The sequence below is a fragment of the Vibrio sp. V04_P4A5T148 genome (genome assembly GCF_963875605.1).
Classification (GTDB): domain Bacteria; phylum Pseudomonadota; class Gammaproteobacteria; order Enterobacterales; family Vibrionaceae; genus Vibrio; species Vibrio anguillarum.
On sequence record NZ_CAWNMS010000113.1, the window covers coordinates 38,600 to 51,626 of the forward strand.

The following is a 13,027-nucleotide window of genomic DNA, read 5'->3' on the forward strand; positions in this document are numbered from 1 at the left end:
GTTTAGAACATTTATACACAAATTTCGTTTTGTCACCCGACGTCCATCATTGTCATGTGGCAAAATAGCCCGTCAAAGTTTCGAACGGAAAGCACAGCATGTCTTCGCAAGTCGTACCCAGCCAACAGATCGTATGGGATCAAGCTGTTTTAGATAAGTATAACTATTCAGGCCCGCGTTATACCTCTTATCCTACAGCACTTGAATTCCATGAAGCATTTACTATTGCCGATTATGATATGGCGTGTGCCCAATACCCTGACAGGCCACTTTCGCTTTATATTCATATCCCGTTTTGTCACAAACTTTGTTACTACTGTGGTTGTAATAAGGTGATTACCCGTCATTCGCATAAAGCCGACGACTATTTGGATGTGCTCGAACATGAGATTCGCCAACGAGCCTCTTTGCTGCATGGCCGTAGAGTCACACAACTGCATTTCGGTGGCGGCACACCAACCTTTTTAACTCAATTGCAAATTAGCCGTTTAATGGCCATTTTGCGTGGTGAGTTCCGCTTTGAAAATGACGCAGAAATCAGTATTGAAGTTGATCCACGTGAAATCGAGTTAGAGATGCTTGATCACCTGCGCAGCGAAGGATTTAACCGCCTGAGCATCGGCGTACAAGATTTCAACAAAGAAGTGCAAAAGCTGGTGAACCGCGAGCAAGATGAAACCTTTATTTTTGCTATGGCGGAACGAGCTAAACAGCTGGGTTTTCGCTCAACCAACCTTGATCTCATATACGGCTTGCCTAAGCAGACTAAAGGCTCTTTTGCTAAAACATTAGCGCAAGTGTTGGAGATGAAGCCGGGTCGATTGTCGGTATTTAACTACGCGCACATGCCGCAGCTGTTTGCTGCGCAGCGTAAGATTAAAGATGAAGATCTACCTACGGCGGAAGAAAAACTGGCCATATTACAAGACACGATCGCGACCTTGACGGGTGCTGGTTATCAGTTCATTGGCATGGACCATTTTGCACTGCCCAATGATGAGTTGGCCGTCGCGCAGCGTGAAGGCATTTTACATCGCAACTTTCAAGGTTATACCACGCAAGGTAACTGCGACTTAGTTGGCTTTGGTGTCTCAGCCATTTCAATGATTGGGGATGCGTATGCGCAGAACCAAAAAGAGCTGAAAAAATACTATGAGCAAGTTAATGAGTTACGTCATGCACTCTGGAAAGGGGTGGCACTGGATAGTGATGACTTACTTCGTCGCGAAGTGATCAAGCAGCTTATCTGCAATTTCAAACTGGATAAAAGCCAAATTGAAGCACAGTTTAACGTGACGTTTAATCACTACTTCAAGCAAGATCTTGAGTTGCTACAAACTTTTATTGATGATGAGTTAGTGGAAGTCGATGAAAAAGAGATCCGCGTTACTTTGCGCGGGCGGTTGTTGATCCGAAACATCTGCATGTGCTTTGATAAATACTTGCGTGTGCGTGCTCGTCAGCAACAATTTTCGCGGGTAATTTAACGCCCTTACCATGAATCAAAAAGCCACTGCTCGTCAGTGGCTTTTTCTTTGAAAAGAGGGATGAGTTATGGCGTCAGGTATTTATGCGCTGCAACATCCCACAATGCTTTGATTAATGGGTTATCAAGCTGTGAGCGTTTGCAGCACACACCGAGCTGAAATGGTTTTACGGGTGCTAATTTAAGGCGCTGGATCTTATCTCTCACCGGGCTATTGTTGATCACCACATCCGGCGCAATGCCGATACCACAACCGAGCGCGACCATGCTGACAATCGCTTCATGCCCTGAGCTCTGCGCGTAAATATTGGGTTTGATCTTCATTTTTTTAAACCATGCATTGGCTCTATCTCTTGCCGTTCCCGCTTCAGGAACAATAAAAGGGACAACTGACCAATCGGGTGTGTCATTTTGCAGTTGTTCGATAAAGCTACTGATCCCGAGCGGCGCGATCACCGATAAGGGTATTTCACCAATCGTTTCAAATTCAACGCGAGCTGGTAGCTGTTCGGGCATGGCTGAAATGGCAATATCCGCTTCATCATTCAAAATCTTATCAATCGCTTGAGCAGGATCGCCAGTCAAGAGTTTGAACTCAATATACGGATGGCGAACTCGAAAATCGGACAGTAACTGAGGCAGGTGGCTGTAGCTGGCGGTGACTGAGCAAAACAAGCGAATTTCCCCTTGTAATACGCTGTTTTGGTTTTTCATTTGTACGTTATATTGCTGCCACTCTGTAATGATTTTGAGTGCAACAGGAACCAGTTTACTGCCTGCTGGCGTTAGCTCAACGCTACGATTATCACGCACAAATAAGCTTTGGCTAGTTTCTTCTTCCAGCTTCTGGATCTGCCGGCTGAGCGCGGATGGGCTGATGTGCATCGCGGCGGCAGTCTTACTGAAGTTTTTACTCTCACACAGATGGATAAAGATCTGCAGGTTTTTAATGTTCATAAGTTAATCACATCACGTTGCATAAATTGCAATAACTAATTGTGAATATATCACTTTAAGCAACTTGATGTCTGCTTTAGTATCAGTTTATTCGGTTCTAGAAACCGACCTGATGGAAAGAATCTTTAAAGGAGAGCGCTAACATGGCTAACTATTTCAATACCCTAAATCTACGCCAACAACTTGACCAACTTGGTCGTTGCCGCTTTATGGATCGCTCTGAATTTGAAAGCGAAGCCGAGTACCTCAAAGGTAAGAAAGTGGTGATTGTCGGTTGTGGTGCACAAGGTTTAAACCAAGGTCTAAATTTACGAGACTCTGGCCTTGATGTCTCTTATGCATTGCGTCAAGCAGCGATCGACGAACAGCGTCAGTCCTATAAAAATGCTAAAGAGAACGGTTTTGAAGTGGGTAGCTATGAAACGCTCATCCCTCAAGCAGACTTGGTCATTAACCTAACGCCAGATAAACAGCACAGCAATGTTGTCGAAACCATCATGCCGCTGATGAAAAAAGGTGCAGCATTGGGGTATTCTCACGGTTTCAACGTGGTTGAAGAAGGGATGCAGATCCGTAAAGACATCACGGTTGTGATGGTGGCGCCTAAGTGTCCGGGAACCGAAGTGCGTGAAGAGTATAAGCGTGGTTTCGGCGTGCCGACTTTGCTTGCTGTTCACCCAGAAAATGACCCTCAAGGTGAAGGTTGGGATATCGCAAAAGCTTGGGCGGCGGGAACGGGCGGTCATCGTGCTGGCTGTTTGGAATCCTCTTTCGTTGCCGAAGTAAAATCGGACCTTATGGGCGAGCAAACCATCTTGTGTGGCATGCTACAAGCGGGTTCGATTGTGTGCTATGAGAAGATGGTAGCAGAAGGTATAGACCCAGGTTACGCAGGTAAACTACTGCAATACGGTTGGGAAACGGTAACCGAAGCGCTGAAATTTGGTGGCATCACTCACATGATGGATCGCCTATCAAACCCAGCAAAAATCAAAGCGTTTGAGCTGTCTGAAGAGCTTAAAGACTTGATGCGCCCACTGTACAACAAACATATGGATGACATTATTTCTGGTCATTTCTCTAGCACTATGATGGCTGACTGGGCCAACGATGATGCTGATTTGCTGGGCTGGCGTGCTGAAACCGGTGAAACTGCGTTTGAAAACTACCCACAGTCTGATGTACAGATCACTGAGCAAGAGTACTTCGACAAAGGTATTTTGATGATTGCCATGGTTCGCGCTGGGGTTGAGCTGGCATTTGAAGCTATGACGGCTTCCGGTATTGTTGAAGAGTCAGCTTACTATGAATCCCTGCATGAGCTGCCACTGATTGCCAACACAGTAGCACGTAAGCGTTTGTATGAAATGAACGTGGTTATTTCTGATACAGCAGAGTATGGTAATTACCTGTTTGCCAATGTCGCAACACCGTTACTGCGCGAAAAGTTCATGCCAAAAGTATCTACTGATGTGATTGGTAAAGGCCTTGGTGAAAGCTCGAATTTCGTTGATAACGCGACCTTGATTGAAGTGAACGAAATTCTTCGCAACCATCCGGTTGAGTACATCGGTGAAGAGTTGCGTGGTTACATGACAGATATGAAACGCATTGCCGTCGGTGGCTAAAGGCTAATTCACCTTCCGGTGGTTAAGAAGGGGCTGAGAGTTCGCCCCTTTTCAATGACGAGAATGATGACGTAAAGCTCCAGACTGACTGGAAAGAATAAATACAAAAGCAAACACAATATAAAACAAAAGGCTTGGTCGCCGTTGACCAAGCCTTTTTTATTGGGAAATTTTTATCTCAACCGGGCAATATTATTTGGCGGTGATTTTCGCTTCTAGCTCGGCCAATTTTTGCTCCATTTCAGTGAGCTTTTGGCGAGTACGCATCAATACTTGAGTCTGTACATCAAATTCTTCACGGCTCACCACGTCCAATTTATTTAATTGGCCTTGGATCACTTGGCGGATTTTTTGATCAACGTCGGCACCCAAATCTTTTACGGGTTGAGGCATTGAATCGTGAATTTGTTTGGCAATTTGCTCAAGTTTTTTAGGGTCAAACATAGCGGCTTACACTCCTGTCAGTTTGTCTCCATTCTAAGCAATTGAGCTGAGAATGTCGTTATTCAAGGTAAGAAAAAGGCCACTGAGGTGGCCTTTTTTGAAGCAGTCTTAATTATATGGTGTTATTTATTTTCAGCGAGTCGGCGTTGTACTGCTTTGGCCTCGTCAACTCTGGCTAGCTTTTCGAGGTCTTTATCCTCAACAAACACAGGTAGTGGCTTATGTTTTTCGGCTAGATAGCTGTAAATTACCGGCAGTACGAATAGTGTAAATAGTGTACCAATCGCAAGACCTGCCACAATCACAATACCAATACTAAAGCGCTGAGCTGCACCTGCACCCGTTGCGTACATCAACGGGATCAAACCTGCAATCATCGCTGCTGTCGTCATTAGAATTGGGCGAAGACGCACTTTGGCTGCCTCCATCACCGCTTCGATGCGAGACTTGTTATGGTGTAGCTGCTCTTCTTTCGCCACTTCACAAATAAGAATACCGTGCTTGGTGATAAGACCAACCAGTGTAATCAACCCTACTTGCGAGTAGATGTTCATGGTTGCTGCACCCCAAGCCAGTACAATTAATGCTCCGCAAATGGCGAGAGGAACAGATACCATGATAACCAATGGATCTTTTAACGACTCAAATTGAATCGCCAGTACCAAGAAGATGATGGCGAGTGCCAAACCAAAGGTCGCGTAGAGTGCGCTTCCCTCAGTCACGTATTGACGTGCTTCACCCATATAATCGTGGTTGTAGCCTGCGGGCAGTTTAGTCGCGGCAACATCCTCAAACCACGTAATCGCATCACCCATTGCAACTCCTGGACCCGGTACACTTCCGACGGTTGCCGAGTTTAGCTGGTTAAAGTGTGGCAGTGAGCGCGGCTCTGCAATCACATCAATGGTAATTAGGCTCCCTAATGGGATCATTTTTCCGTCAACGGCACGCACAAAGTAGTGATTCATCGATTCAGGGTTGAGGCGATATTTACGTTCAACCTGCGGGATCACTTCATAAGAGCGGCCATTGAGATCGATGCGGTTGACATAGCCATCCGCCATCATAGTCCCTAATGTCGTGCCAATATCCTTCATCGTGATGCCATAAACCCCAGCTTTATCTTTGTCGATATTAATTTTCATCGTCGCAGAATCGTAATTGAGGTCTAAATCGGAGTACACAAACATCGGGCTTGCTTTCACTTCTGTTAGCACTTCAGTGGCAATAGCAAACAAACTTTCAAAGCTATTGGGTGTAGTGATGACAAATTGAATTGGCAATCCAGAGCCTGCGCCGGGAAGTTCAGGCATTTGGAAGGCCGTCACGGCCATGCCTGGAATATCTTGCACTAAGGTGCCGACTCGAGTGGCAACCTCAGCTTGGCTTGCCTGGCGTTCACTCCAAGGCACCATAGAGGCAATACCAAACGCTTGGTTGGAACTTGGAACACCGGTAAAGACTTGAGCAAACTGAACTTCTGGCTGTTCAGACAGAATCGTATTCACGTCATTCATGGTGTTTTGTAAATAGTCCAAGTTCGCATTCGAAGAACCCGTACCAATTAACATGACCACGCCTTTATCTTCAGAAGGGGCAAGCTCACTTGGAATGAATTTAAACAGCATAGGCAGGCTGGCAAACACGATCACCGCAAAGGCAATCACGACAGGACGGCGCTGCATTACTTTCTCGAGTAATTTTGCGTAGCGGTTACTCATTGAATCAAGTAATCCATGCACTTTTTGTTCAAACTTGTTGGGCTCTTCGTGCGCTTTAAGCATTTTAGAACACATCATGGGTGAAAGTGTCAGTGCAACAATACCTGAAACAAATACAGCACCAGCCAGTGTGAGTGCAAACTCTTTAAAGAGTGAGCCTGTTATGCCACCCATCATCGCTATCGGTGCATATACGGCGCCCAGTGTCAGCGTCATCGCAATTACCGGAACGGCGATTTCACGAGTACCAATAATCGCGGCACGAAATGGTGATTCACCGAGCTTAATGTGGCGGTCAACGTTTTCTAGTACAACGATTGCATCATCCACCACAAGGCCGATAGCCAGTACCATCGCTAGCAGTGTCATCAAGTTCCATGAGAAGCCCATTCCCTGCATTACCATAGCAACACCAACTAAGGATAGTGGAATGGTAACAATCGGGATGATAACGGCACGTAAGGAGCCTAGGAATAGAGTAATGACGACAAGTACGATCAAGGCGGCTTCAGCGATGGTTTTTATGACCTCATGGATCGATTCATTGATCGCCACCGTGGAGTCATACATCACGTTCATTTCGATGTTACTTGGTAAATTACGCTTTAACTGCGGTAACAGATCCAACACATCTTGAGCAATGTTGATTGGGTTTGCGCTAGGTGCTGCGTTGATGGCTGCTACAACCGCTTCTCGGCCGTTTGCACTTGCGCGGTAAACATCATGGCTTTTTTCTAGCGTGACGTTTGCAATATCACCTAGGCGAATAACATTGCCGTCGCCCGTTTTAACCACCAGGTTTTTCAGCTCATCGACATTTGACACTTGCGTATCGGCACTACCGTTATACAGCACGAATTCGCCAGTGGCTTGTCCTGTTGCTGATTGATAGTTGTTGGCATTCAGCACGTTCATCACATCGCCCGCAGTGAGCTGTAGTCCAGCCATTTTTGCTGGATCAAGCCAAATGCGAAGGGCGTATTTCATGCCACCATACAAGTCAATCTTAGAGACGCCGTTGACGGTGAATATTTGAGGGTTAAATACACGCTCAAGATAGTCAGTAATTTGGCTTGAACTAAGTTCATCACTAGTGAAACCAATATACAGCACCGCGGTGGTTGAGCCGGTAGACATAGTTACCGTCGGATCTTCGGCCTCTTTAGGAAGCTGTGAGCGTACCGAGTTCGTTTTTGCTAACACATCTGAAAGTGCAGCGTTGGGATCGGTATTGAGCTTCATCGTTACGGTAATCGTTGATTTACCCAATACCGAAGAAGAAGTCATATAATCAATGTTGTCGGCTTGTGCGACTGCTTGTTCCAAAGGTTGAGTGATAAAACCTTGGATTAAGTCGGCACTTGCACCGTAATAGCCTGTACTCACTGTAACAACGGTATTCGTCATTTCAGGGTATTCACGAACCTGCATTTTGAAAATAGCTTGAAAACCAAGCAGAGCTATCAAAAAGCTGATCGATACCGCGAGCACTGGACGTTTTATAAAAACATCAGTAAAACGCATGATTCCTCCAATTACAGCATCGGTGTTTCAGCAGGTGGTGTAGTCGCATTACTTTCGACTACCCGAACTTTCGAATGGTTACTTAAGCGCACTTGACCTGAAGTGACCACGATGTCTCCATCTTGTACACCCTCTAAAATATGCGCCACAGCACCTTTGCGTTCACCTACTTTTACAACGCGCTGCTCTACTCGTTTAACGCCATCTTCTTCTTTCAACACGTAAACATTATCACCATACAGGGTGAAGGTAATGGCGGTTTGAGGAAGCGTGACTTGGTTTTCTAATTTCGGCAGGATGATGTTGGCACGAGCAAACATACCGCTGCGTAGTTTACCGTCACTATTTGGAATATCGGCTTGCACTTGGATTAAACCACTTTGAACGCTAACGGCAGGCTCAATCGCAGTGATGGATCCTGTAAACGCTGCATTAGGATAAGCATCGATAAAAATATCCACTTGCTGGCCTAATGAAATACGTGAAATATCCGTTTGTGGAACGGTAAAGCGCAGACGCATTACACTGGTATCTTCCAAGCGAACAATATCGGTGCCTGGCTGTAGGTATTGGCCTAAATACACATTACGGATACCCACCACACCAGCAAAGGGAGCTTTGATTTCACGACGATCAATGGAAGCTTTTAAACTTTCAATATCTGCAGACAAAGAGTAGTAGTTTGCTTCGGCTTCATCATAAGCTTCTTTTGAAATCGACCCTTTAGCGAATAGACCTTTATAGCGTTCGTATTTCGCTTTTGCAGCAGGTAGGCGAGCTTGTGAGCTTTTTAAATTCGCTTTCTCAACCGCAGAATCAAGTAAAACTAAAGGTTGGTCTTCCTCAACTTGTGTCCCTGATTCAAATGAAATCTTATCGATCACGCCGCTGGTTTCAGATGTTAGTGTCACGCCTTGATTGGGTTCAATAAAACCAATCGCTTCAATCACTGGGATCCAATCAACAGGAGTTACATCAGTCACTGTCACTGGAAATTCAGGTTCAGGACGGTTGGCCATGAATTCGGCAATTTTTTGTTGTTTAAACAGATTAAAACCTATCACGCTACCAAACAGTAGGAAGGCGATAAGTAACATAAAGAATGTCCACTTTTTCATTCTAGTCAGAACTCCAAGTTAGTGTTGAGTAATTGCATCCCAACTGGCGTCAATCACAGCACTGAGTGCGCTGTCATCCAGTTGATAACATTCCATCGCTTTTTTACGGGCAAGGGCGACCGTTGTTTCGAAGCTTAAAGCAGACAAAATCTGGTTATCCAACGGCTTGAATAATCCCTGCTCTTTACCTTGATCAAATAGTAAATCCACTTTGGCAAACATTTTTCGCTCAAGTTCCTTAACATTGCAACTGATTGTTGTTGGCAATGATTCATATTGAACTCGGTTGCTGAGTGTTGCACTGCTTGATTGTGCTAATTCCCAGATATTAAGCCACATCATTTTAAAGCGTTCTTTCAAAGGCATCTCATCATCAATATTGGCTTGCACCGCGTCAGCAATATGCTGACAAACGTGTAAGCGAACTGTCACGAGAAGATGATCTTTGTCATCAAAGTAACGGTAAATTGTTCCCGTTGCGACACCGGCTTCTTTGGCTAATTTGTGCATCGATAAGCCTTGAAATCCAGATTCAGCGATCAGCTTTTCAGCAGCCACCAATATCTGCTGGTACTTATCCACGTGAATACAGTTAGACATGCTGACATCCCACAGTGAATGAACGTTCATTCATTATAGACCAAACTATAGCCCCTTATGCAATACACTAGTGTAGTAAAATGACAAAAATCTTATGGTGAATGACGTAGTAATCAGTAAAGCGCGGCATTATCATAGACGGCCCAAATAAAAGTGATACGAGTACCTCATGAAGCTGAATCCAAGACAAGACGAAGCCGTCAAATATGTATCGGGCCCATGTCTAGTATTGGCGGGGGCTGGCTCGGGTAAAACGCGCGTAATTACCAACAAGATCGCTTACTTGGTTCAACAGTGTGATTATAAAGCGCGCAACATTGCTGCCGTTACATTTACTAACAAAGCCGCTCGAGAAATGAAGGCGCGGGTAGCACAAACGCTTGGAAAAGCTGAGTCAAAAGGGCTGCTCGTTTCCACATTTCATACTTTAGGCCTCAATATTATCCGTCGGGAATATAAATTTTTGGGCTTGAAAGCGGGGTTCTCTCTGTTTGACGACCAAGATCAGCTTGCGCTGCTCAAAGAGTTGACAGAGAAACAGCTCGAGGGCGATAAAGATCTGCTGCGCCAATTACTCAGCACCATCTCCAATTGGAAGAACGACATGTTGACGCCAGAGCAAGCGAAAGGTTTTGCTCAAGGTGAACAACAACAGCTGTTCGCTTACTGCTTCGATCTTTATCAAAAGCAAATGAAAGCGTATAACGCGCTCGATTTTGATGATCTTATTTTAATGCCGGTGCTGTTATTGCAAAACAACGCCGAAGTTCGTCAGCGTTGGCAAAACCGCATTCGCTACTTGCTGGTGGATGAATATCAAGATACCAATACCAGTCAATACGAGTTAGTGAAATTGTTGGTTGGAGAACGTGGCCGTTTAACCGTGGTGGGTGATGATGATCAATCCATCTATTCTTGGCGAGGGGCGAAACCGCAAAACCTCGTGTTGCTGGGGCAAGATTACCCAAATCTTAAACTGATTAAGCTTGAGCAGAACTACCGTTCAACCAGCCGTATTTTGAGAGCGGCCAATATTCTGATTGCCAACAACCCACACGTGTATGAGAAAACGCTTTTTTCTGAGATCCCTGAGGGTGAAAAACTCAAAGTTCTGCTAGCGAAAAATGAAGATCATGAAGCGGAGCGGGTCACTGGTGAACTGATTGCGCATAAATTTCTCAATCGCACCGAATATCGTGATTACGCGATATTGTACCGCGGTAATCATCAGTCACGCTTAATTGAAAAATCGCTGCTGCAAAACCGCGTGCCTTATAAGTTATCCGGTGGAACGTCATTTTTTGCCAGAGCCGAAATTAAAGACATCATGGCTTACCTCAAAGTGTTGGTGAACCCTGACGATGACAATGCTTTTTTACGCATTGTGAACACGCCAAAACGAGAAATTGGCCCAGTCACGTTGGAGAAATTGGGTAGTTACGCCAATATGCGTGGCAAAAGCTTGTTTTCGGCCAGTTTTGAACTTGGCTTAGAGCATCATTTGTCTGGAAGAGGGCTCGACAACTTGCGTCAGTTTACGCAATGGTTAGTGGCTATCTCAGATCAAGCTGAACGAGGCAATACCGTTGAAGCGGTGCGATCATTAGTCCGAGATATTCATTATGAAGATTGGCTGTATGAAACCTCTTCCAGCCCCAAAGCGGCCGAAATGCGTATGAAAAACGTCTCTGATCTCTATTCTTGGATTGTGGCCGACCTTGAAGGTGACAACTATGACCAACAAGAAAAATCACTCAAAGAAGTTGTACAGCGCTTAACCCTACGCGACATGATGGAGCGAAGTGAAGAAGAGGATGAGAGTGATGCCGTTCAGTTGATGACATTGCATGCATCGAAAGGCCTTGAATTTCCTTACGTTTATTTGATTGGCACTGAAGAGGGTATTCTTCCTCATCAAACCAGTATCGATGAGGACAACGTCGAAGAAGAACGTCGTTTGATGTATGTCGGGATAACTCGCGCGCAGCGAGAACTGACTTTCACTATGTGTAAAGAACGTCGTCAATACGGGGAACTGCTTAAACCCACACAAAGTCGCTTTTTGGATGAATTACCCTTTGACGATGTTGAGTGGGAACAGAGCAAAAAGCCAGTAAGTCAAGAAGAGCGAATGGCGAAAGGGCAAAGTCATATTGCTAATTTGCGCGCTGCCATGTTTAAGAAATAGTGCTTAAAAAATAATAAAAACAAAGGTTTGGAATTAAAGCCAAACCTTTGTTTTATAGGGGTTATGTATTAAAGACCTGCAATCATATGCTCAATGGCGGCAACGATTTCGTCGTCAGAGCAATCCATACAGGTTCCTTTAGCTGGCATGGCATTAAAGCCTTGCAGTGCATGATTTTTCAATACATCTTTACCTTGGGCGATACGTGGAGCCCACTCTTCGGCATTGCCAATTTTAGGTGCGCCACTGATGCCTGTAGAGTGGCAAGCGATACAGAATGTACCATAAACTTGCGCGCCATCACGAGGGCCTGTCGGCTCTGCCGCAACGGGTTCACTACCCGCTAAGTAAACATCACCTACAGGTTTAATGCGATCAGCAATGGCATCGTATTCAGCTTGGCTGGTTGCCAATGCAACACTAGAAAAGGTTAAAGCAGCGAATAACACGCTTATGATTCGTCGAGACATATCCATTAAACTCACTTTATATTCCAAAGGTAAGTTCATGCTTACCTATTTATACTTAGATTTAGAGTGTGGCTGATTTAAAAGCCATTCAAGCTGTTAAATCAATGTAAATATTGGGTGATTATATCCCGATAAGTTGTTGCAATAAACAACAAGTTGCGATCTTCAAGGGGTGAGTCACATCCTTATTATAGAGGTAATAATGGTTATCTGATGAAAAAGGCGTCAAACGATAAAAAAAGTTGAAAAAGTACTAGACGCCCTAGTGTGAACTCCGTATTATTCCACTCCGCCGATAGGGCATGCGCCCGTAGCTCAGCTGGATAGAGCGTTGGCCTCCGGAGCCAAAGGTCGAAGGTTCGAATCCTTTCGGGCGCGCCATCCGGATGCTTATGTAAATAAGTAGCAAATTGGCAAAACAGTGGTGGCTATAGCTCAGTTGGTAGAGCCCCGGATTGTGATTCCGGTTGTCGCGAGTTCAAGTCTCGTTAGCCACCCCATTATTTGGTAACTTCGGTTTCCTTTCTTGGTGAAAGTCGAGAAAAAAGATTTACATCGATGAATAGACTAGTTTGATAGTGCATCATGATGTTAGGAATAGCGGAGCAGAGAGTTTTCTCTCGTTTATTCCAAAAAATGAATTTGTATCGGTGAATAGCGCAGCTTGGTAGCGCATCTGGTTTGGGACCAGAGGGTCGGGGGTTCGAATCCCTCTTCACCGACCACTTTTCTTTTCTTCTCATTGGTTAAAAATGAAAAGAAAAATAACGGCAAGCAAGCGGTTATTGCAAAGTTTGATGGTGGCTATAGCTCAGTTGGTAGAGCCCCGGATTGTGATTCCGGTTGTCGCGAGTTCAAGTCTCGTTAGCCACCCCATTATTCGGTAACTTC

General features: G+C 45.0%; 9 protein-coding genes and 4 tRNA genes. 7 read left to right on the forward strand and 6 right to left on the reverse strand.

Going from position 1 to position 13,027, the window contains the following annotated elements:
• The first annotated feature begins 98 nt into the window (after positions 1 to 98).
• Positions 99 to 1,487: an oxygen-independent coproporphyrinogen III oxidase gene (hemN, locus tag AACT18_RS17910; protein ID WP_047690293.1), complete on the forward strand. Its 1,389-nt coding sequence runs from the start codon at positions 99 to 101 to the stop codon at positions 1,485 to 1,487.
• 65 nt (positions 1,488 to 1,552) lie between these two features.
• Here the strand turns inward: hemN and ilvY are convergent, their stop codons facing one another.
• Positions 1,553 to 2,443, reverse strand: a complete 891-nt coding sequence (gene ilvY, locus AACT18_RS17915; protein ID WP_094125863.1) for an HTH-type transcriptional activator IlvY — start codon at positions 2,441 to 2,443, stop codon at positions 1,553 to 1,555.
• A 143-nt stretch (positions 2,444 to 2,586) separates the two neighbouring features.
• On the opposite strand from ilvY, the gene ilvC reads away from it, so the two are divergent.
• Positions 2,587 to 4,071, forward strand: coding sequence for a ketol-acid reductoisomerase (ilvC, locus tag AACT18_RS17920; protein WP_013855650.1), 1,485 nt, complete (start codon positions 2,587 to 2,589; stop codon positions 4,069 to 4,071).
• A 192-nt stretch (positions 4,072 to 4,263) separates the two neighbouring features.
• Here ilvC and ubiK read toward each other — a convergent pair whose 3' ends face one another.
• From ubiK to AACT18_RS17940, 4 genes are all read right to left on the reverse strand, one after another.
• Positions 4,264 to 4,515, reverse strand: coding sequence for a ubiquinone biosynthesis accessory factor UbiK (gene ubiK / locus AACT18_RS17925; RefSeq protein WP_010319855.1), 252 nt, complete (start codon positions 4,513 to 4,515; stop codon positions 4,264 to 4,266).
• 122 nt (positions 4,516 to 4,637) lie between these two features.
• Positions 4,638 to 7,760, reverse strand: coding sequence for a multidrug efflux RND transporter permease subunit (locus AACT18_RS17930; RefSeq protein WP_094125862.1), 3,123 nt, complete (start codon positions 7,758 to 7,760; stop codon positions 4,638 to 4,640).
• Positions 7,761 to 7,771: 11 nt separating this feature from the next.
• On the reverse strand, positions 7,772 to 8,878 hold the full coding sequence (locus AACT18_RS17935; RefSeq protein ID WP_017042454.1) for an efflux RND transporter periplasmic adaptor subunit: 1,107 nt from the start codon (positions 8,876 to 8,878) through the stop codon (positions 7,772 to 7,774).
• Between the two features lie 18 nt (positions 8,879 to 8,896).
• Positions 8,897 to 9,508 carry a TetR/AcrR family transcriptional regulator gene (locus AACT18_RS17940; protein WP_013855653.1) on the reverse strand — a complete coding sequence of 204 codons (612 nt, stop codon included), beginning with the start codon at positions 9,506 to 9,508 and terminating at the stop codon, positions 8,897 to 8,899.
• Between the two features lie 139 nt (positions 9,509 to 9,647).
• Between AACT18_RS17940 and rep the strand changes: the two genes are divergently transcribed.
• Positions 9,648 to 11,666 carry a DNA helicase Rep gene (gene rep / locus AACT18_RS17945; RefSeq protein ID WP_017048508.1) on the forward strand — a complete coding sequence of 673 codons (2,019 nt, stop codon included), beginning with the start codon at positions 9,648 to 9,650 and terminating at the stop codon, positions 11,664 to 11,666.
• A 68-nt stretch (positions 11,667 to 11,734) separates the two neighbouring features.
• Here the strand turns inward: rep and AACT18_RS17950 are convergent, their stop codons facing one another.
• Positions 11,735 to 12,142: a c-type cytochrome gene (locus AACT18_RS17950; protein ID WP_088718017.1), complete on the reverse strand. Its 408-nt coding sequence runs from the start codon at positions 12,140 to 12,142 to the stop codon at positions 11,735 to 11,737.
• A 298-nt stretch (positions 12,143 to 12,440) separates the two neighbouring features.
• On the opposite strand from AACT18_RS17950, the gene AACT18_RS17955 reads away from it, so the two are divergent.
• The 4 genes from AACT18_RS17955 (at position 12,441) to AACT18_RS17970 (ending at position 13,012) form a co-directional block, all read left to right on the forward strand.
• Positions 12,441 to 12,517: transfer RNA gene (locus AACT18_RS17955), tRNA-Arg, on the forward strand.
• Between the two features lie 43 nt (positions 12,518 to 12,560).
• A tRNA-His gene (locus AACT18_RS17960) sits at positions 12,561 to 12,636 on the forward strand.
• A gap of 148 nt (positions 12,637 to 12,784) precedes the next feature.
• Positions 12,785 to 12,861, forward strand: a tRNA-Pro gene (locus AACT18_RS17965).
• A gap of 75 nt (positions 12,862 to 12,936) precedes the next feature.
• Positions 12,937 to 13,012, forward strand: a tRNA-His gene (locus tag AACT18_RS17970).
• Positions 13,013 to 13,027 lie beyond the last annotated feature (15 nt).